General features: G+C 36.3%; 27 protein-coding genes. 4 read left to right on the forward strand and 23 right to left on the reverse strand.

Features of this window, described 5'->3' with window-relative positions; genetic code table 11:
* The 10 genes from AC6H33_RS09700 to AC6H33_RS09745 all read right to left on the reverse strand — a co-directional run bounded on the left by AC6H33_RS09700 (nucleotide 1) and on the right by AC6H33_RS09745 (nucleotide 7,701).
* Nucleotides 1–468, reverse strand: coding sequence for a PIN domain-containing protein (locus tag AC6H33_RS09700; RefSeq protein ID WP_497604684.1), 468 nt, complete (start codon nucleotides 466–468; stop codon nucleotides 1–3).
* The gene (locus AC6H33_RS09705) at nucleotides 465–788 is read right to left on the reverse strand and encodes a hypothetical protein (protein WP_497604685.1); all 324 of its coding nucleotides are present in this window, start codon (nucleotides 786–788) and stop codon (nucleotides 465–467) included. Before AC6H33_RS09705 ends, AC6H33_RS09700 begins: the two co-directional genes overlap by 4 nt.
* A gap of 192 nt (nucleotides 789–980) precedes the next feature.
* Nucleotides 981–1,430 carry a nucleoside deaminase gene (locus AC6H33_RS09710; RefSeq protein WP_497604686.1) on the reverse strand — a complete coding sequence of 150 codons (450 nt, stop codon included), beginning with the start codon at nucleotides 1,428–1,430 and terminating at the stop codon, nucleotides 981–983.
* A 7-nt stretch (nucleotides 1,431–1,437) separates the two neighbouring features.
* Nucleotides 1,438–1,788, reverse strand: coding sequence for a sirohydrochlorin chelatase (locus AC6H33_RS09715; RefSeq protein ID WP_497604687.1), 351 nt, complete (start codon nucleotides 1,786–1,788; stop codon nucleotides 1,438–1,440).
* A 24-nt stretch (nucleotides 1,789–1,812) separates the two neighbouring features.
* Complete coding sequence (locus AC6H33_RS09720) at nucleotides 1,813–3,549, reverse strand: ATP-binding protein (RefSeq protein ID WP_497604688.1); 1,737 nt, start codon at nucleotides 3,547–3,549, stop codon at nucleotides 1,813–1,815.
* 8 nt (nucleotides 3,550–3,557) lie between these two features.
* The gene (locus AC6H33_RS09725; RefSeq protein ID WP_497604689.1) at nucleotides 3,558–4,802 is read right to left on the reverse strand and encodes an OmpP1/FadL family transporter; all 1,245 of its coding nucleotides are present in this window, start codon (nucleotides 4,800–4,802) and stop codon (nucleotides 3,558–3,560) included.
* Nucleotides 4,803–4,848: 46 nt separating this feature from the next.
* Nucleotides 4,849–5,694 carry a deoxyribonuclease IV gene (gene nfo, locus AC6H33_RS09730; RefSeq protein ID WP_497604690.1) on the reverse strand — a complete coding sequence of 282 codons (846 nt, stop codon included), beginning with the start codon at nucleotides 5,692–5,694 and terminating at the stop codon, nucleotides 4,849–4,851.
* Nucleotides 5,687–6,157, reverse strand: a complete 471-nt coding sequence (locus tag AC6H33_RS09735) for a hypothetical protein (RefSeq protein WP_497604691.1) — start codon at nucleotides 6,155–6,157, stop codon at nucleotides 5,687–5,689. The genes nfo and AC6H33_RS09735 overlap by 8 nt, the downstream gene beginning before the upstream one ends.
* A 167-nt stretch (nucleotides 6,158–6,324) precedes the next feature.
* Nucleotides 6,325–6,762 carry a hemerythrin domain-containing protein gene (locus tag AC6H33_RS09740; RefSeq protein ID WP_497604692.1) on the reverse strand — a complete coding sequence of 146 codons (438 nt, stop codon included), beginning with the start codon at nucleotides 6,760–6,762 and terminating at the stop codon, nucleotides 6,325–6,327.
* 291 nt (nucleotides 6,763–7,053) lie between these two features.
* On the reverse strand, nucleotides 7,054–7,701 hold the full coding sequence (locus tag AC6H33_RS09745; RefSeq protein ID WP_497604693.1) for a hypothetical protein: 648 nt from the start codon (nucleotides 7,699–7,701) through the stop codon (nucleotides 7,054–7,056).
* A 421-nt stretch (nucleotides 7,702–8,122) separates the two neighbouring features.
* On the opposite strand from AC6H33_RS09745, the gene AC6H33_RS09750 reads away from it, so the two are divergent.
* Nucleotides 8,123–8,317 (forward strand): hypothetical protein, encoded by a 195-nt coding sequence (locus AC6H33_RS09750; protein ID WP_497604694.1) that lies wholly within the window; start codon nucleotides 8,123–8,125, stop codon nucleotides 8,315–8,317.
* Nucleotides 8,318–8,459: 142 nt separating this feature from the next.
* Nucleotides 8,460–8,720: a PIN domain-containing protein gene (locus AC6H33_RS09755; protein WP_497604695.1), complete on the forward strand. Its 261-nt coding sequence runs from the start codon at nucleotides 8,460–8,462 to the stop codon at nucleotides 8,718–8,720.
* A 118-nt stretch (nucleotides 8,721–8,838) separates the two neighbouring features.
* Here AC6H33_RS09755 and AC6H33_RS09760 read toward each other — a convergent pair whose 3' ends face one another.
* Both AC6H33_RS09760 and AC6H33_RS09765 read right to left on the reverse strand, forming a co-directional pair.
* Nucleotides 8,839–9,036 (reverse strand): DUF2283 domain-containing protein, encoded by a 198-nt coding sequence (locus tag AC6H33_RS09760; protein ID WP_497604696.1) that lies wholly within the window; start codon nucleotides 9,034–9,036, stop codon nucleotides 8,839–8,841.
* Nucleotides 9,020–9,280, reverse strand: coding sequence for a DUF4258 domain-containing protein (locus AC6H33_RS09765; protein WP_497604697.1), 261 nt, complete (start codon nucleotides 9,278–9,280; stop codon nucleotides 9,020–9,022). Before AC6H33_RS09765 ends, AC6H33_RS09760 begins: the two co-directional genes overlap by 17 nt.
* Before the next feature lie 95 nt (nucleotides 9,281–9,375).
* On the opposite strand from AC6H33_RS09765, the gene AC6H33_RS09770 reads away from it, so the two are divergent.
* A complete protein-coding gene (locus AC6H33_RS09770) occupies nucleotides 9,376–10,647 on the forward strand; it encodes a Y-family DNA polymerase (protein ID WP_497604698.1) in 1,272 nt (423 codons plus the stop codon).
* Nucleotides 10,648–10,659: 12 nt separating this feature from the next.
* A complete protein-coding gene (locus AC6H33_RS09775) occupies nucleotides 10,660–11,604 on the forward strand; it encodes a DUF234 domain-containing protein (RefSeq protein ID WP_497604699.1) in 945 nt (314 codons plus the stop codon).
* Between the two features lie 14 nt (nucleotides 11,605–11,618).
* On the opposite strand, the gene AC6H33_RS09780 is transcribed toward AC6H33_RS09775, so the two are convergent.
* From AC6H33_RS09780 to AC6H33_RS09830, 11 genes are all read right to left on the reverse strand, one after another.
* A complete protein-coding gene (locus AC6H33_RS09780; RefSeq protein WP_497604700.1) occupies nucleotides 11,619–11,933 on the reverse strand; it encodes a DUF4282 domain-containing protein in 315 nt (104 codons plus the stop codon).
* A 15-nt stretch (nucleotides 11,934–11,948) separates the two neighbouring features.
* Nucleotides 11,949–12,749: a J domain-containing protein gene (locus AC6H33_RS09785; RefSeq protein WP_497604701.1), complete on the reverse strand. Its 801-nt coding sequence runs from the start codon at nucleotides 12,747–12,749 to the stop codon at nucleotides 11,949–11,951.
* A gap of 80 nt (nucleotides 12,750–12,829) precedes the next feature.
* Complete coding sequence (locus AC6H33_RS09790; RefSeq protein ID WP_497604702.1) at nucleotides 12,830–13,297, reverse strand: DUF2780 domain-containing protein; 468 nt, start codon at nucleotides 13,295–13,297, stop codon at nucleotides 12,830–12,832.
* Between the two features lie 12 nt (nucleotides 13,298–13,309).
* Nucleotides 13,310–14,164, reverse strand: coding sequence for an N-carbamoylputrescine amidase (gene aguB, locus AC6H33_RS09795; RefSeq protein ID WP_497604703.1), 855 nt, complete (start codon nucleotides 14,162–14,164; stop codon nucleotides 13,310–13,312).
* Nucleotides 14,165–14,176: 12 nt separating this feature from the next.
* Nucleotides 14,177–15,253, reverse strand: coding sequence for a CNNM domain-containing protein (locus AC6H33_RS09800; RefSeq protein ID WP_497604704.1), 1,077 nt, complete (start codon nucleotides 15,251–15,253; stop codon nucleotides 14,177–14,179).
* 138 nt (nucleotides 15,254–15,391) lie between these two features.
* The gene (locus AC6H33_RS09805) at nucleotides 15,392–16,420 is read right to left on the reverse strand and encodes a DUF475 domain-containing protein (RefSeq protein WP_497604705.1); all 1,029 of its coding nucleotides are present in this window, start codon (nucleotides 16,418–16,420) and stop codon (nucleotides 15,392–15,394) included.
* Nucleotides 16,421–16,470: 50 nt separating this feature from the next.
* Complete coding sequence (locus tag AC6H33_RS09810; RefSeq protein WP_497604706.1) at nucleotides 16,471–16,788, reverse strand: cupin domain-containing protein; 318 nt, start codon at nucleotides 16,786–16,788, stop codon at nucleotides 16,471–16,473.
* Nucleotides 16,778–17,566, reverse strand: coding sequence for an AmmeMemoRadiSam system protein B (gene amrB, locus AC6H33_RS09815; RefSeq protein ID WP_497604707.1), 789 nt, complete (start codon nucleotides 17,564–17,566; stop codon nucleotides 16,778–16,780). Before amrB ends, AC6H33_RS09810 begins: the two co-directional genes overlap by 11 nt.
* The gene (gene amrS, locus AC6H33_RS09820; protein ID WP_497604708.1) at nucleotides 17,563–18,552 is read right to left on the reverse strand and encodes an AmmeMemoRadiSam system radical SAM enzyme; all 990 of its coding nucleotides are present in this window, start codon (nucleotides 18,550–18,552) and stop codon (nucleotides 17,563–17,565) included. Before amrS ends, amrB begins: the two co-directional genes overlap by 4 nt.
* Complete coding sequence (gene amrA / locus AC6H33_RS09825; RefSeq protein ID WP_497604709.1) at nucleotides 18,533–19,105, reverse strand: AmmeMemoRadiSam system protein A; 573 nt, start codon at nucleotides 19,103–19,105, stop codon at nucleotides 18,533–18,535. Before amrA ends, amrS begins: the two co-directional genes overlap by 20 nt.
* Nucleotides 19,106–19,115: 10 nt before the next feature.
* Complete coding sequence (locus AC6H33_RS09830) at nucleotides 19,116–19,985, reverse strand: TIGR01777 family oxidoreductase (RefSeq protein WP_497604710.1); 870 nt, start codon at nucleotides 19,983–19,985, stop codon at nucleotides 19,116–19,118.
* Nucleotide 19,986: the final 1 nt, after the last annotated feature.

A 19,986-nucleotide genomic window follows, 5' to 3' on the forward strand; every position in this document is an offset into this window, starting at 1 on the left:
TTATTTTATCCTTAAACTTTCAAACATCTCGTCTATTAGCTTTTGCGAGATTCTGTATCCGTTTTCTTTAGCTTGTTGTAAAAACTCTTCTGCTTGTTCTTGTGATAAAAAACTTTTTTTTATATTGAGATAGAGAACACCCAAAAGCCCAATAATTTTTAATTCCATATTTTTGGCTATTTTTCGCCCTTTTTTCTCATCGATAACAAGCGGAAGATTTCTCTCTTTTGCCAAAGCAATAGCTTCACTTTCTCCAGAGTCAAGAAGTTGACAAAGAGTCTCAAACAGCTCGTCTTTTACACAATCAACAACTTCAAAACCATCAGGCAGAACAGGTGTTTTTTTATAGTTTATCTCCTTAAACACTGCGTTTGGCAAGATGATTTTATCAAAAAGATTTGTAAGATATGTAAGTTTATGAAGATCTGAGAGTATGATGAGAGTTGTACTATCCGAGACGACAATCATACAAAACTATCTAAATTCTTCATATCATCGCTAAAATTGTACTCAACAACATCCAGCCCCAAAAGAGAAAGCATCTTCATCACTTTTTCTTTTGGCATATCAAGACTAGTGGCAAGCTGTCCCAAAGAGAGATTGCCACTTTTGTAGCCATCTAGCAAAATGGAAGTTTTAAGTCCGTGAGAGAGGATAACATCATCAAAAGAGACCACTACCCCTATGGGCGTACTTCTTTTGGTTATCATCGCATATTCATGTGCCTCTAGTGCTTTTGTGAGGATAGCAGGGTTTGTTTGAAGCTCTTTTATACCTACCATTTGCATTTTTTACTCCTTGTACTTACGAAAGATAGTATTTTAGCATACTTTTTTACCAGATTCATCATACAAATCTTCCATATTTATAATCTTGGCACCTTGGGCTAGTTTGACAACTTTGTCGTTATAGTCAAAACCTCTCAAGCTGTTTTTTGGAGCATCGACGCCATCAAATTGGGCGTTTTTTCCTTTGCGTCATCAGTAGGTAACCCTATCCTCTTTGGCACTCCACGCAACAAAAGGTTTTAAACACTCCTCTCTTGCTATCTGCTTGAACTCCAAAAACTCTTTTTCGTAAAAATCTTTATCTCTAAAGCCTATATCATCGGCGTCTTTGCTTGAGGCGCCATAAAAAACAGTTTTGATATTTGCCCATTTTATAGCGCCAAGACACATTGGGCATGGCATACATGTAGTGTAGATTGCACATCCGCTTAAATCAAAAGTTTGAAGTTTCTTTGAGGCTTTTCTTATCGCTTGTATCTCTGCGTGAGCAGTTGGGTCACTGTTTTTTAGAACCTGATTGTGTGCTTTTGCTATGATTTTGCCACTCTTTACAATAACTGCGCCAAAAGGTCCGCCATGACTCTTTAAAAGCCCTATAAAAGCCTCTTTGATAGCTTTTTGCATAAAAAATGAGTGTTGCATGTTGTTACTATTTTTGCTCTAAGATATTTTCTATGAGTTTTATATATCCGCTGTTCGCACCAATGTGTTGCAGTTGTGTTATCTCTATCTCATATTGTTTGCCAAATGTCTCACAAAGGTGTGGAACATCTTCTCTTACATGTTTTCCTGGAGCTAAAAATAGAGGCAAAACATTTATATGAGTCACTCCGCTCTCTTTTAAAGCTTTTACAGCACTCCCAAAATCTGGCTCTGCCAACTCCAAAAAAGCGAGTTGTACGTTTTTGATAGTTTTGCGTACCTCTTCTAAAACTTTTGCACTTGCATCATTTGACTCTTTAACCTTGCTTCCGTGTGATAGAAGTATATAGCCTTGCATCTTTTATCCTATTTGTTTAAAAAATTATTTATTTAAAAAGCCCATCATTTTTTCACTCTCAAAACTTGCATCTCTCTCTTTTTTTATCTCTTCTATAAAGTCTCTTAAAGAGAAGAGCGGTTCTTTTCTTACCGCTACTTTATATGCTGTATTTTTGATGATTAGGTTTATCTGCCCACCTGTTAGAGAGTATGTTGAGAGTTCATTCATATCAAAACCATCTTCATACGGTGCATCTTTTGGAAGCATCTTTTTCCATAGAGATGCTCTTTGCTCTTGATTTGGTTTTTTAAACTCTATCTTGTAGTTAAAACGTCTTGAAAATGCTTTATCTATGTTCTCAAGCAGGTTTGTAGTTGCAATCAATACACCCTTGAACTTCTCAATCTGCTCTAAAAAGATATTTTGCATCTGATTGTGCATCTGATCAGCTCCACTGTTTGCTCCGCTTGAACGAGCTCCTAAAAACTGGTCTGCTTCATTTAGCAGAAGTATAGGCTCACTCTTTGTCTTCTCACATAAATCATAAAAAGTGTCAAAGATTTTACGTACATTTTTCTCACTCTCACCAACATACATGGAGAGAATTTTTGAACAGTCAAACGCTAAAACTTCTCTCTTTAGCGACTTTGCAAGTGAGTAAGCCGTCATAGTTTTTCCTGTTCCAGCTGCTCCGTAAAAGATGATTCTAGCATCAATCCCGCTCTTTTTATCCTTGATGCCCCACTCTACGAGTCTGTGAATTACCTCTTTGTCGAGTTGACGCATAAGGTTTTCCAAGGTAGTTTGTGTCTCTTTTGCCAACACCACATCATCTAACGATGTCTCTGGCTCTACAAGTTCAAAAATATCTTGTTCATCCATAAGAGTATTTAGTTTTATGCGTCTGATTTTTTTGTTTTTTTGAGGATGGATTATGCTTTGAAGAACCTCATCAACTATATAAAAAGCTCTTGAAATCCCGCCAAAAGGGTTTAACATCTCTTCATAATCGATAATGCCATCATTTATAAGGTTTGAGCCATCTTCTAAAAGAGCACGATTTTTTATACGATCATACTCATCAAGAGATATAAGCTCTATAAGTGCGTTCATCTCTCTTAGTGAAGCATCTGTTGCGCTGTACTCTTCACGCAGAAGTGCCAAAAATATAACCTGCTCTTTTGAATCCATCTTTTTTTGTTTGAAAAACTTATCAAGAACAAGCTTTCCTGTTGTTTGTCCAACTCTGTCTTCTATGCGCTTTTCAAGAAGTTTGAGTTTTGCTTGTGTTCTATCGATACCCAAAGAGTGTTCGTGGACATTTTGGCGAATAGCACTCATCTTTTGGTACAAATCTATACGCAAAAACTGATCTTGAAGATACTCTAAATGGTCGCTATAAGGTTTAATATCTGGCAGTTCACTCTCAAGTGCGCCATCTTGAAGAAGCTTTAAAAATGATGGAGATAAACCAAGAGCACTGTTTAAGAGCTCAAGCGGTGTAACTTCTGAAATCTTCATAGGAGCAAAACTTTGTTGATGAAGCCAACCAAGTTCTAAAAGAAGTTTTACCTCTTTTAGATGTTGAATTCCATCATATTTTTTATCGCCGTAAAGCTCTTTTAAAAGATCAAATACCACAACATCATCTTCGCCCTCTATATACCTTTTTGCCAATGCTCTAAGCAGTAACGCCTCTGTTTTACTACATTTTAGTTGAGCAAAAATCAGAGTTTTCTCTACATCACTTGTCTCTAAAAAATTTATTAACGTTTCCAAATATTTCCTTAAAATTTATACTCTATTGCAGATGAAACTATAAGTACGTTTGCATCTGAAAATTCGCCATCTATTGAGGCGTTTGAGACTCTTGTGTCTTCTCTCATTGAGTAAAGAGCCGCTACTCCTATGTTTAACTTATCATTTAGCTGGTATCTTACGCCGCACGAGAGCGAGAGTGAATCACTATCTGGAAGTTCAAAGCCAATAGTCTCATTTGGCACTGGGCTTTTATCTATAACAAACCCACCCATCAACTTAATAGCGTCAAGCTCTTGCGTTACACCAAAACGAAAAACATCCGTATCTTTAAAGTTTTTTGCAATTGGCGTACCAAATACGATGTTAGTCACTGGGTCTACACCGCTTCCATAGTTAAAATCAAGCTCTTTATATGCGCTCCAGTAGTTTCTCTCATACACAAACTCAAGTGTTGTTTTTGAAGGAAATGTATATGCAACTGCGACATTTAAAAGAGCTGGAACGGGAGCAGTAAGTGAAGTAGAGCTAAATGAGCTGTATGTTGCTCCCGCGCCGCCTCCAAAACTATTTGCCAAATCACGATAAAAAAGAGACGCATCTCCTTTGATGCCCAAATCTATTTGTGAGCGATATGTCAATGCAAACTCTAGCTCTGATGTTGGCTTATATGAGAGCGCTAAGTTATATCCAAAATCTACGCTGTCTCCGCTCATATCACGAGAAGCTATTAGAGAACTGCTCTTTACAACACCCTCAGAGTAGATAGCTCTTAAACCTAAAGCAAGAGCAACTTTATCGCTAACCTTAAATGCAACACTGGGATTTAGCTCTACTGTTTTGAGTGTAAATTCCTCTGCACTGAAAACTGCTGGAGCATCTTCCCATCTCTTTGAAAGCCCCGCTGGAGAGACTAAACTAACCCCAAGACGAACTCCGTTTATATCTTGTGAGACATAGTGAAGTGATGGGATAATAAAGTCTTCTCTTTTTGAGTCTATGTTATATCCGCTAGTTGTACCTAAGCTACTTGTGTATGAACCTTTATAGTTTACATCACTAAGCCCGATATAAATTAGGTTACCCTCGATAACTGCTTCATCTTTCATAAAAGCCATATTTGCTGGGTTATAATACGCTGTATCTGCGCTACTTGCATGTGCCACGTTTGCCGCACCAAGCGCTACTGAGTTTAGTGAAGTCTCTGGGATTTTATAACCACCCCCAAAAAGGGCAGTTCCAAATAATAAAAGCAGAAATGTATTTCTCATCATAAGGTTTTCCTTTACGAAATAGTGACTGATTTTACACAAATAGCGCTTAATGTACAAAAGAGTAAAGAAGCTCTATCTCCTGCGCCCATATACTATCATCAATAGTCTCTAAGATAAGCGGAATATCATCCATTCTCTCATCGTTCATGATAAATTTAAAAGCATCAATGCCTATTTCGCCAACCCCTAAAGAGTTATGTCTATCTACATGTGAGCCAAACTTTGCCTTTGAGTCATTTATATGCATCCCCATAAGGTAGTTAAAGCCGACGATTTTGTCAAACTCGCTCCAGCTTTTATCATAGGCCTCTCTTGTTCTTATATCATAACCAGCACTAAACATATGACAAGTGTCGATACAGACTCCGACACGGCTTTTATCTTCTACTTTGTCAATTATCTGTGCTAAATGTTCAAACCGCCAACCAAGATTGCTTCCCTGCCCTGCTGTGTTTTCTATAACCAAACTGACACCGCTTGTTTTATCAAGCACTCTGTTCATTGATTCAGATATATTTGATAAACACTCATCTTCACTTATCTTTTTCAAGTGGCTTCCAGGGTGAAAATTTAATCTATCAAGCCCTAAAATAGAGCATCTTTGCACCTCATCCAAAAACGCTTCTATTGATTTTTCTCTGCCCTCAAGCTCTGGATGTCCAAGATTTATCAGATAAGAGTCATGAGGAAGTATATGACGAGGCAAAATACCACTCTTTTGCAGAGCTGTTTTAAACTTATCAATAGTTTCGCTATCAAGCTCTTTAGCGTTCCACTGTCTTTGGTTTTTAGTAAAGAGCGCAAACGCTTTTGCACCGATAGCTACTGCATTTTCTACTGCGTTAAAAACTCCGCCACTCGCACTTACATGTGCTCCTACAAATTTACTCATCTATATCCTTTATGCTAAAAATTATACCGTTTGCTCTATCTTTAAAAAAAACTCCATGAGAATCAACTCTGTAAATAATATCCACTTGAGAACTCTTAATCTTCTGCTCAAACCCATCTGCTGTTTTTGTTACATTTTTCCCATCATAAATTGCGTGAGAGAGAAGCATGTTTTGCATCGTATCGTCGGGGTATGAACTATGCAGATAATCTTTGTTAAATCCGCTCTTGCTCATGCACCCTTCACTTGTACATATCATATGATTTACACTGATTTTTTCTATGGATCTACCAGCCATAAAAAGCTCCAGTTCTATGGTTTTATCGCTGTTTCTAAGGTAACCAGCGTCAGAAAACTTTATCTTTGGTGACTTTATAGTGATGATTTTTGTTTGAGTGATTTCATACTCTTTAACACTACACGCGCTAAAAAAAAGTATAAATATTAATAGTAGGTATTTCATGGGAGAAATTATAGCGCTAAATTATAACTCTATAATTAAGACTCTAGTTCTTAGTAACTCTTGCTCATAAATGTTCAAACGTATAATAAATCAAACTTACATATGGGATATGTTACATTTTTTCCATTTCTCTAGCTTACCAACTCCCACTTGGGAGCAATATAGGACTAATAAGCCACAGTTCTCATACGTGATATGATATGGTCTGCGTCATCGCCTAGACGTTGCTCGGCCATGGGATAAAGCATCTGCTCCTCTTTCATATTGTGTTGTTGCATTAAAATCATAAGAGTCTCAGACAAACCAAAAAACTTATCATTATCTCCGCCTTCAATCGCTTTGCTCATCTTTGATAAAAGCTCTCTCATCTGCTCATGCTCCATAACCATAACTTTTGTTGGACCCTCAGACATGCCTGTTTCCTGCTCAAATGCTGGAAAAAGAACCATCTCTTCCATCTTAAAGTGATTTGTCAAAGCATCATAAAATGCTTCAAATTTAACCAAAACATCTTGACCCTTAGAAACAACCGCATTCTCCATCTCTACAAAAATCTCATCACAATCTCTATGGTCTTGAGTCATAAAATCTTTAATATTAGACATTTTTTATCCTAAGTAATTTTTTTGCATCATCATATCTTCTTCAACAAAACAGCCCATTGACAACCATCAATAACACCTTTTATGCTCTATTTCATGTGTTCTCGCTCCCATGCTGCGCTTGGGAGTGTGTATCTTAATTTATTATTTTACATGTATGCATTCCCAAGTGAAACTTGGGAACGAGAAACAATTCTGAAATGTTTAGTAGACATGATTCATCCTATAACGTTTGTCGTGAGCAATAGTTTCGCCGTAGGGGAAACTATTGCGCTCCTCGTACTTGTTATAACTTTAACTACGTAACAAATACAAAGTTATAGATACAACGATTGTAATGCCAATTATAACTAAGACTTTGTATTTAGTAAAAAAAGCATTATTTGAATATTTTATAAATTCTCCGCGAGTCGTTTCTTCATTTCTATGTTCTGGTAAAAATGATATAAGTTGACTATGTGATGTTGATAAGAACTCATTAATGTCTCTATTACTAATTTTAGAGAGTGTCTCAATGAAGTCATTAAAAGTGTCGTTTTCTATTTCAGTACTTTTAAAATGTATTAAATGCTTTTTTGAGCTTTGCTCATAAAAATCAATAATCGTTTTATCTGACATATCAATTCCATTGCGAGTAACTTTAAAAGCTAAATCAGAAAATAATGTTTTGGAGCGTACTGTTTGATTTTTTTGTAAAACAAAAGAATCTTTTTCTAGAGAAACTTTATTTATCAAATAAAATGTTTTCAATTCTATAAACATTTGTATTAAAATTACTGCTATGAAAAATATAAAAACATACTGACCCAATGTCTCTTCTTGTTTAGAATAAACATATACCAAAAATATGGCTAAAAATACTTTCAATCCAAAATTACTGATAGTTTTATCTTTATTCTTTGGATAATCGAAAGAGATAGAATAGTTCTGATTATCTTGCATTTAGTTCCTCTGGTTATAACTACTTATTAGCGGACATTCTATATAAAATAACCTTAAATAACTTAATTAGTGTAATATGAAAAATGTCCTCATATTTTAAAAAAATATGACAAATTGCAATAAAATAGTTCAGTTTTTACAAAAAAAGCTAGAATAATCAAAATTTATAATGTCTACTTTGTGAGAAATTAGCCATTAGTAGGACAGAGTGTTCTGCTAATAATACATATAGTGCTTAAAAGGACAGAATGTTCTTTCTAATTTCCCTCGCTCCCATGCTGCGCTTGGGAGCGTGTATCTTAATTTATTATTTTACATGTATGCATTCCCAAGTGAAACTTGGGAACGAGAAAAAGAAGAATTTGACTTATTTAGATAAGGTTAAGTATAATGACTTAAAAAAAATTATGAGGAATTTCACATGCATACTTTAAAAGTAGAGGTCAATGACACCATTCTTGATAAAGTTATGTTTTTTCTAAACAACCTTCCAAAATCTGAAATTAAACTAAGTATTGAAGAAACAGAACAAAATCACAAGCCCAAAAAACTAAATTCTATCTCTTTGAAGACTAAAGGCTTTAAATTTGATAGAGATGAAGCTAATGCAAGATAAAATTTTCTTAGATACAAACATCATCATTTATGCCTTTTCAGAGGATGAAGTGGAAAAACAATCTGTTGCTTTGAAACTTTTAGATAAACAAGATGATAATGTGCTGATATCGAAATAGGTCATAAATGAACTTGCCAATATTTTGCTAAAAAAGTTTAAACTCTCTTCCAATCAGGTAGAAGCTGCTATTCTTGAACTTGATACAATAGTAAATATTGCAGATTTTGATTTATCAACACAGATTAAAGCTCTTCATATAAAAGATAAATATAATTTACAATTTTACGATTCACTCATTATTGCTACTGCACTAGAAAACAGATGCACTATTCTTTATAGTGAAGATATGCACCATAACCTTCTTATTGAAAATAGACTCAAAATTGTAAATCCTTTTAAGTAATTTGCTTCACTTAGTTTTACTTCCCTCGCTCCCATGCTGCGCTTGGGAGTGTGTATCTTAATTTATTATTTTACATGTATGCATTCCCAAGTGAAACTTGGGAACGAGAAAAAGGCTATTACGCACTTTTTAAAATAAAAGGCAGGTCAATTTCGTGCTGGTTTTCTTTTACATTTAAAATCTCGATTGCAACGACTTCATCTCTGTCGTTATAGTCAATAATGACATCTTTTAGTTTTTCTTCACTTTCAACTATTTTATCTGATGACAATATCACATAAATAGCATCGGTCTCTTTATCATACTTGATTTTCATTTTTACATCCTTTCTTTCTCATATTTCTATCAAAATATGCAGTCACTATTTTTAAATTTGTTGGATTAACGACAACTTTCAGACATCTATTTGAAAATTCATCTATTGTTTTAAAAAAATGCTCCTCAGTATCAGAGATTATTTCATGACAAGATGGAAGCTCTAATACTGATTCAATCCACTCTTTCTGAATGCCTCTTGATAACATTACATCCACAGCATGTTGTGTCAATTCATATTTCATACGGCTATTATAGCAAAATACAAACAAGTAACTAATATCTTGTCAATTTGCCATATTTTTAACCTCTATTCTCAAATTTATCTATAATAGCGCTTATGAAGATACACATAGATATAGATTGCTTTTTTGTTAGTGCGGCTCGTATAGATGAGCCTTTTCTTGAAGGGAGAGCTGTGGCTATTGGGGGACGCAGTGATACGAAAATATTTAACAAAGATGCCAAAAAACAGAGTGTAAATTTTGAAAACTCTGGCTCATTTGTACCTACCTTTTACAAAACTTATGAGAAGAGCGATGATGATTTGAACGCTTTTAAAGATGAAGACGGGAGAGTGCGAGGCATACTTACAACTTCTAGTTATGAGGCAAGAGCGTATGGCGTTAAAACCGCAATGAGCATAAAAGAAGCCCTTACTCTTTGCCCTCATCTCATTATAAAAGCACCAAATATGTCACTTTATCAAAAGCTCTCTCATGAGCTTCACGAGTTTTTACAGACTAAGATACCGCTTGTTGAACAAGCTAGTATTGATGAGTTTTATGGGGATTTGAGCGGTTGGGTGGATGATAGTGACGTGCCAAATTTCATAGCCGCTCTAAAGGATGAGATAAAGAGTGTTACCAAACTCCCTGTCTCCATCGGAGCGGCTCCGACTAGATATATCGCAAAACTCGCTACAACTTACGCAAAACCATTTGGATACAAGGTTGTTTTTAGAAATGAGCTGGAAAATTTTATAGAGAAAATTCCTATCGAGAAGTTTGCAGGAATCGGCAAGAGTATGAGAGAAAAGCTCTTGGGTGTACAAATCCGCACTCTTGGAGAGTTAAAGAGGAGAAGAGGCACGATAGAGTCATGGGGACCTTATGCAAAGGAGCTATATCTTAGGGTTTGTGGGCTGAGTGATGATGATATAACAACCAAACATGTAAGAAAATCCATAGGTATCTCAAGGACGTTTGACCCGCTTTATGACCGAAATGAACTAAGAAGAAGAGTGCATGTACTCGCTCGTCATCTTAGCTTTGCCATCTTAAAACTAAAAGTCATTCCAACAGTTTTTCATCTCTCTCTAAACTATGAGATGAATCAAAAGGCTCATAAAAACATCTCTCTTTGCGAAATTTTTACTGAAAAAAAATTTGACTCTTTATGTATATCACTCTTTAACGAAGCAGACACACATAAAAGGCTCCATGTTATAAGAATCAGCATAAACTGCTCAAGTTTTACAAGGGAGTCAAAAAAAGAGCTCTCCCTTATAGGTTTTGAAGATGAGCAGAAAATGCACACTCTTACAAATCGCTCTCAAGAGATACGTGAAAAATATGGCATAGATATGTTGAAATGGGGAAGTGAATTATGATAAAATCAAGCCATGCTAAAAACTAAACTCTTAGAGCAATTTCGCTCATTTTATGCAAGAAATTATCCTGATGATATGGAGACTCAAATCGAGTATTTTGCTATATTTGGCGGACTTGGTTGGGAGATAGAGACCACAAAAGATGCATCTGTGCTTATCAAAGAGCTTATCCTTGATAACTATAAAACATTGAGCGAGAAAATAGAGGAGCTAACTCTCTCAAATCCAGAGTATTTAAGACTTCTAAAAGCTCTAGCAGTTGGTAACAGAAAGATTTTCTCATCCTTTAACAGAGCTGGATTAAACAACGCTAATGGAGGAAGTGCTCTAAACTATCTTGAACAAAAAGGGCTAATCCAAATAGAGTTCTCAAGAGAGGAGCCAATCCGCAACATCCGCCCACACGAGAAGCTAAAGCGCGAAGAAGCAAGATACAGAATCTCGCACAAAGTTCTCTTTACCCATCCATTTATCAGATTTTGGTTCTATTTTATAGCTCCACATACCAGAAAAATAGCTCTTGGCGACTATGATGATTTTTTTAAAGATTTTAAAATTAGACAAAACAGCTATACAAGTTTAGTTTTTGAAGAGCTCTCGGAGATACTTTTAAACTACAATCTAAGAAGTTCTCAAATATTTAGTTCAGGCAGTTATTGGGAGGCAAATGTTGAGATAGACATACTAACAATCACACAAGATGACAAAATCTATGTAGCCGAGTGCAAATGGACAAACCACAAAGTAAATAAAAGTGAATGGCATAAGATAATGGACAAATGCCAAAAAATAGGCATAGAACCAACACAAATAGTTATATTTTCAAAAAGAGGATTTTCAAAAGAGTTACTAAAAGATGAGGGCAAAAAACTAGCCCTTTTTTGCGCAAAAGATTTTCAAGCACTCTTAAAAAACACAAATACAAATGAGCTCATAGAGCCTCTTTTTTTAATTTAAAATGAGCTTTTCACTTACCCTGCTATTTGCTGTAAATAATCTCTCATATCAAAATAAGCAATCATAACTTCAAACATCATTCTCCAGATTATCTCCATTGATATAAAAGCAAACAGTATAAATAACTTTGCATAACTCTGCTCTTTGTTGCTTAAAGATGAAAAAATCTTTACTATCTGCTCATTTATTAGTTGAATAATTTTAAATCTATCTTTTAGATACACTCTGCTTTGCCAGAGTAAAATAGGAATTAGAACTGCGCCAATATAATAAAAAAATATTAAAATATCAGATGATATAAAAGTTTTAAATGTTAAAAAATTATTCATAATATAATCGTCTCTTTAACTAACTCTTAGTGCAGCATAGGCTTCTTGTAGGAGTTGAAACTTTTGTGTGTAGCGTTTTATCATGTACGGAGGTTCGTTGTGAAGTTTGTCAGGATGATAAACTTTCGCCAATTTTTTATAGCTATCTCTCAATACATCTTGACTAGCACCTACTGGGCACTCCAAAACCATATGGAAGTAGTTTCTCTCTCTATCTTCTTCCTCTTTACAAAGGTTACCAAAACTGTAATGTGCAAATTCGCTATATAGTTTGCTCATAAAACGGCTATCGTATGTATAAGTTATTTGATAGTGTAAAACACTGCGTTTGTTTAGAGTTTTATCTAGTCTCTCACGTGACTTTAAATCTGATAAATCCAGAACCAAAGATGTGTCTGTTCCGCGCTCTATATATAACTCTAACTGTGAGCGCAGATAGCTTATAACCCATGAATTAGCTCTATCTAGAGTTACTAAGACTCTGTTTTTATCGTATGCGTAAAGGTTTACTTTTATATTTTGTGGTTCTTGCGCACTGTTTAGCTCTATTCTGATTGGTTGATTTCCAAATTTGAGCATTGAGCGAAGAAAAAATTCGTGAGAAAAGTCGTGTTTTGCGGCGTGATACTGGCTTAACTCTTTTATAAACTCATTTCTTGCATCGCTGAGTGTCTCATTTCTAAAGATAAGAACGGCTTTATCTAAAAAAAGCATTCCTCTTGTGTGATGATCTAAAAAACCTCTCATCCACGCGCTATTTAGCGTATCGAAGTCCGTATTGATAAGAATAAGATTATTGCGTAAAACAATCTCCATGTACTCTAACCTTTATTGGATATTTTAGCTTTTATAGCAAAAATAGTTCCAACAAAGTTAGTATTATGGCTGTTTGGGGGTTACAAAGCAGATATAAGTGCAGTAATTATCTCAGGAGATGCATACTCTTTTGCATAATTGATAATAGTATCTTTAAATGGAGCAATCATTGACGCATCTATACCCAAAGCGCTAAATTGGCTCTCTGGAGATGTTGCACCCAAAAGAGAAGCAGCAGCTGAAGTAGAGTTCATAATGTTGCCTAACGCAGGAGCTTGTTTTGTAAGTGCTTGAAACTCTGAAGGTTCCATTTTGTCTTTTGCACCACTTAAAAGCGCTGCTGCACCACCTGCTGCTTGAGTTTTAGTTACTCCAAGTGCGCTTAGTGATGATAAGAGTGCATTGTCCTCTTTGGTAGTTTTTGTAGTTGCTGGAGTGCCTGATAGTAAAGGAGTTGCAGCCTTCATCATAGAGCCCATATCAAATGCGCTTAATTGTGTTGCTAATATTGTAGCGCTTAGAGTTGCTATCACTTTTGTTGTTTTCATTTTTTTATATTCCTATTTTTTAGTTTCACAAATTTTAGCGTACGCTTTTGGTTCTCTATCTCGTATAAGTCCCCAGTAGTGTCTCTGTTTTTGGTTATCTTCTATATCAAAAGAGGCGTAAATAATCTCCTCTTTGTCTCTACAGGCTTCGGCAATTTTTGCACCTGTGTAGTCTGTAATAAATGACGAACCATAGAAGTTAAGGGTACATGTAGCGCCTCTCTCTTCACCGATACGGTTTGCTACAACGACTGGAACTGTATTTGTAGCGGCATGTCCCATCTGAACTCTCTGCCAATGCTCTTTTGAATCAAGATGAATCTCTGGCTCACTTCCAATCGCAGTTGGATAGAAGATTATCTCCGCACCCATAAGCGTTAGGGCTCTAGCCGTCTCACAAAACCACTGATCCCAGCAGATGCCAACGCCTATCTTTGCATAAGCGGTGTCATAAACTTTAAAACCAGTGTTTCCAGATTTGAAGTAGAACTTCTCTTCATATCCTGGACCATCTGGAATGTGCGTCTTGCGGTAGTTATCCATGATAGTCCCATCGGCATCTGCAACAACGAGAGAGTTGAAGTAGCCCTCATCACTCTTTTCAAAATAGCTTATCAAAATAACTGCTTTTAGCTCTTTAGCCAAAGAAGCAAATCTATCTATAAGAGGATTTCCCTCTCTTGGAGCTGCCCACGAAAAGTACTTCTCATCCATATCTTTGCAGAAGTAGTGGCCCTCAAAGAGTTCTGGCAAGAGTATAATCTGCGCACCGTTTTTTACAGCCTCTCTAGCTAGACGCTCCGCTTTATCAAGGTTTGAGGCTTTATCCTCACTCATACTCATCTGAACAGCGCTTACTTTAACCATGACAAAACCTCTTTAAGCCAATTTAGCTTTTTCTATCTTTTTTCTCTCAACTTTCATACGATCTTGGAACTGCTTACTTTTATCTTTTGCGAAAAGTTGCATATCTTCGATTTCATCCATCTCATCAACAATCTCAACGCCTAAGAGCGTCTCTATCGCATCTTCAAGACTTACGACACCTACAGTTTGACCATAATTATCAAAAACTATAAAGAGGTGAGTTTTTCTCTTTACAAAAAGGTCTATCAGCTGTGGAACTGGAAGATTTTCAGAAACCATATGAACTTCATGAGAGATACTCTCTAGCGTTAGTTCGTCATGGTCTTCATTGCTCTCTTCAAGAATTTTTTGATTAAAAACCATCCCTACAATATCGTCTAGAGTTTCTCTATATATCGGTATGCGTGAGTGAATATACATTCTGTCATCTTCGATAGCTTCTTCAACTTTTGTATCAGCTCTTAGAGCAAAAACAACGCTTCTTGGAGTCATAATATCTTTTGCTTTTATATTTTTTAGCTTTAAGAGATTCTCTATCAAATCACTCTCTTTTGATAAAATGGCACCTTCTCTCTCACCCATAGCAACAATTGCCATGATTTCATCGCGTGAAAAATTGCTCTGATGTTTTTGATTTTTTGATATAAAATTTGTCAAAAATGATGAGAACCATGTAAAAGGAGTACTTATAAGCATCATAAACGAGATGATATAAGCTGATGGAGCTAAAAGTTTTTTCCAATAAAGAGCGCCGATTGTCTTAGGGATAATCTCTGAGAAGTATAAAATCAACAGCGTTACAATAAACGCAACAAGAGCTTGCCACTCCTCCCCAAAAACTATCTGTGCTTGAGCACCAACACCTGCTGCACCCATTGTGTGTGCAAATGTATTTACTGTCAAAATAGAAGATATTGGTTTGTCAATATTTGATTTTAAACTCTTTAGTTTATTTACTAAATTATTATTTTGATCATTAGATAAACTCTGGATATATGAGTTTGTGCTCGATAGCAAAACTGCTTCAAGAACAGAGCAGAGAAACGATACTAAAATAGCGATTAGGAGGTAAGTAATGAGTAGTGTCATAGAGTCTCTCCTATGAACATATGGGTAAAACTACGCGAGTCTGGGTCGCTTTTGGTCATTTAATATTTCCTTAAAAAATTTTGGAGTGAATTATAGCACATTATAGTTACTGCTATGCTTTTTAAAAATCTGGGCTCCTTATAAAGAGAGCCTCTTTTTCTTTATAGATGAGTAAAGAGAGAGAAGTATGAAAATTATTCCAATAACTCCTGTAAATATTTCAGGTATATGAAACTTCATCCCAAAAAGCATTATAAGTGCTAAAACACCGATGGCATAGTGCGCACCATGTTCAAGATATTCGTATGCACCAAGCGTCTCATTCTCCACCAAATAGATAGTTATAGATCTAACAAACATAGCTCCTATGCCAAGACCCAACATAATTATCACTATATCTTTTGTAATTGCAAAAGCACCTATTACGCCGTCAAAAGAGAACGATGCATCTAAAACTTCAAGATATAAAAATCCACCGATACTCCCCTTTTTTACCATAGTTGTAACATGCTTATCATCATGCTCTTTTTCTAAAACATATCCCAATATATCAACACTCACATAGACAACTATACCCCAAAGCCCAGCAGTTAGAACAGCTAGTTTATGCTCTTGGTCTACAAAAGATGTAAAAAACATTAAAGCTGCAATCGCTATAAAAATAGAGATAGCCTCTATCTTTCCAAGTAGCCCAAGCTTCGCCTCTATGCTCTCAATCCAGTGTACACTCTTTTGATCATCTAGCATAAAGTTAAGAAATACAAGGAGCAAAAAAACTCCCCCAAAAGCAGATATTTCTGCATGGTGTGCTATGAGTTTGCTTGAATACTCCGCTGGATTATCAAGTGCTAGATTCCAAACCTCTAAGATGCCCATATCTGCAGTTTGAGAAACTATAACAAGAGGAAAAAGAAGTCTCATACCAAAAACAGCTATCAAAATACCAACGGTTAAGAAGAGCTTTTTCCAATACTCATCCCATGTTTTTAGTATAGATGCGTTAACAACCGCATTATCAAAAGAGAGGGAAACTTCCATAGAAGCCAAGATTAGAGTAACTAACATCATATTTAGTGCGCTACTCCATCCACCAAGCTTATAACCCCACCAAGCAGCGATAAGCAGAGCAATAAATGTAAACATAAAAGAGAATCTAAAATAGTTCAAATAGTGTCCTTATAAAAAGTTTTGGAAGTTTAGCGAAATCCTATGCTCATTTAGTAATGAATAGCCAACCAAACACTCTCCTGCTTTGGAGTTGTCCATGAAACTCTATGTTTTTGATGTGCTGGTATGTTTATATACTCTCCAGCCATTAAGCGTACATCATCCCCATCTAAAAATGAGAGCACCGCCTCTCCGCTTAGCAAAATAACCCACTCATTTTGGCTCTGGTCATACCACTCGCCCTCTTTTGTGACGTGCCCATAAGAGATGATTCTCTCTATCTTTATATTTTTGCTGCTTTGAAGTGTCTCAAAAAACTCCTCTTTAAGTGAAGCTGGAATATCTGAGAATATATTTTTACTCTTCATAGCAGACGCTCACGTATCCAACAACTCTACTCTCATCTCCACTAGCATCCGCACTTGTTCTATAATCTAGCAGATGTGGAACTAAAGTAGCTTTTTTTGCACTAAGAAGCATAGCTTCAACACCGATAATTCCACACGCTTCACAGCCATTATGTAGCTTTTGTATATCTGTATCTACAATAGCTTCAACACAGGTATTGTCTATTTTTAGAGCCTCTTTTTGTGTATGAAAATGGCTTAAATCTGTACTTATGATAACCCCTACATCAGCGTGGTTTAGGGCAAAGTCTATGATTTTAGATAGATTCGAGGGCTTCATATGGGAGTAGACTAACTCCACGATACAAGCATCTTCTATATAGTGTTTTATAAATGGAAACTGCACCTCTGTACTGTGCTCAAAGTGTGCATTTCTATAGCAAGAGAGCAAAAAAGTATCGCTTAGCTCTTTTACCAAATCCAAAGAGGCAGAAATCTTGCCAAATGGAGTCTCATAAGAGCTAAAATCACCCAACGAGATGCCCTCAAACCCAACCCTATGTGATGGACCGATTACTAAAAACTTTTTTACACCGTTCTTTTGCAAGACTCTATAAGCTATATTTGCACTATATCCTGAGTAGATGTATCCTGCATGAGGAACAATTACAACTCTGCTTTTTATCTCTGGCAAAGTGTTATCTTTGTCATAAGTCGTACTAAAGTGTTCAAAATATCTCTCTAATTCAACTGCCCTTGCTGGGTAGAAACTTCCAGCTACGCTCATCTCTCTTATCATCTCCAAACTCCTGCTATAACTTCACCGCAATGCGTACATTTAGAATCTTCTATATTTAAAATCTCAGCACTGTAACCATCTCTGCTTACAAGCTTTGTTTGACATTTCGGGCAGTAAGTTGAGCCATCATTTAGCACATTTCCAAGATAAACATACCTTATGCCAAAGCTCTTTGCTATCTCTTTTGCTCTTTGTAGCGTTGCCATGGGTGTTGGCGGAGTCTCATTCATCTTGTAGTCTGGATGAAAAGCACTCAAGTGCCATGGAACATCCCGCCCTAATTTTGTAACTATAAACTCCGCCATCTTCTCTATCTCCTCTGAGCTATCATTTACATCAGGGATAAGAAGAGTTGTGATTTCTAGCCAAATTTTACTCTTAGAAAATGCGACTAAAGAGTCTAAAACTCCATCCAAATCAGCCTTTAGAACTTTTTTGTAGTAGTCATGTGAAAAGCTCTTTAGGTCTATATTTGCAGCGTCAAGCCACGATGGAAGCTCTTGCAGAACCTCTTTTGATTCATATCCGCTGGAGACAAATACGTTTCTTATCCCTGCCTCTTTTGCCAAAACTCCAATATCTTTTGCGTATGGATACCAGATAGCTGGCTCATTGTATGTGTAGCTTATACTCTTACATCTGTTCTTGATTGCAAGATTTACAATATCCTCTGGCATGTAAACAACGCTCTCATTGATAGTTGAAGTTTGAGAAATGGAGTAGTTTTGACAAAACGGACATCTTAAGTTGCACCCAACTGTACCGATTGAGAGTGAAGTAGAAGCTGGTAAGAAGTGATAGAGCGGTTTTTTCTCAACAGGGTCTACGTTGATTGCGCTTGGATGAGCGTATGTTTTATTTACAAGCTCTGAGTTTATGTTGTAGTTTATACCGCAAATCCCGCCTCTGCCCTCTTTGAGTGTGCAGTAGTGTTTGCATAAAAGACAGGTTATGCTATCTTCATCATTATAGTGGAAGTACTTCATCAAAATTCTCCTCTATCGCCTCAACTCTATATCTATATATGGTTGGATGGTATGCGTAAATAGATGGGTTAGCACCAGCTTTATAACTTAAATGCTCTAAAAAAAGTTCTTGAGTTTTCAACTCATCCCAAACCTGAGGCAAAAATGTCCCTTGATATGAGCCATAGTTTAAGATAAGCCCATCTCTGCGTGGAGTTACTTTTTTTAGCAAATCTTCATAATCCTTATATTCTAAAATCTCTGGCGGAGTCAAGATAGAGACTTCAAGATTTAGATGCGTTAGCTCCTCTTTTGAGAGTGCTTTAAACCTCGGGTCTTTAAAAGCAGAAGAGATTGCATTGCCTATGATATCTTCAAGAAGTGTTCTATGCGCTATGATAGAGCCGATACATCCTCTTAGATTTCCATCATATTTTAGCGTTACAAAGGAGGCGCCCATCTCTTTTAAAAACGGATACTCATCCAGAAGTGCTTTTTTATCAAAACTGTAACTGCTATCAAACCTGCTTAAAATTGCACTCTTTGCAACTCTTAAAACTATCTCATCTATCATAACAGACCACCTATCTTACAATCTCTTTGAGTGCATCTTCAAAATTATCATACTCAAAGACAAAACCACTCTCAAGCAACTTCGATGGATAGACCTCTTTTGAATCAAGTATCACACTCGCACCCTCTCCATAAAGAAGCTTCAATACAAACGCTGGTAGTGGAAAAATAGTCGGACGATGCAGAACTTCTCCCATGATTTTTGTCTGCTCTTTATTGCTAAGCGGGTTTGGTGCGCAAAAATTCACAGCACCTTTTATATCTGGAGTTTTTATGATAAATGCAGCAGCTCTTATCAAATCATCTATGTGTATCCACGAGATTATCTGCTCCCCATTTCCAACTATTCCGCCCAACCCAAGTTTAAAAGGGGGTAGCATTTTTTGCAGTGCGCCGCCCTCTTTTGCAAAAACAACACCAAAACGCATCTGCACATTTCTAACTCCAAACTCACTAGCTCTTCTAGCCTCTGCTTCCCAATCTTCGCACAGATAAGCCAAAAAATCATCTGAGAACTCATTTGAGTTATCATCATGAGGCATATCAGATTTATAGATTCCAACAGCTGAGGCATTTAAAAAGAGTTTCGGCCTTTCACTGCACAACCCAAGGGCATCTACTAACTTTTTTGTCGTCTCTATTCGGCTCAAATAGAGAGTTTTTTTATACTCTTCACTCCATCTTGAGAGGATTGTAGCTCCACTGAGATTTATCAAGATATCGCACTTGTTTATCTGCGCAGCTACTTCAAGAGCAGAGACATCGCCTCTTATCTTTACCTCAACAACTTCATTTTTTTGAGATAAAAAATAGTCTGTAAATTTCGAGCCAACCAAACCGCTCTTTCCGCAAATCGCTATCTTTAGTCTATTTCCTGCCATG

The sequence above is a fragment of the Sulfurimonas limnophila genome (genome assembly GCF_059705345.1).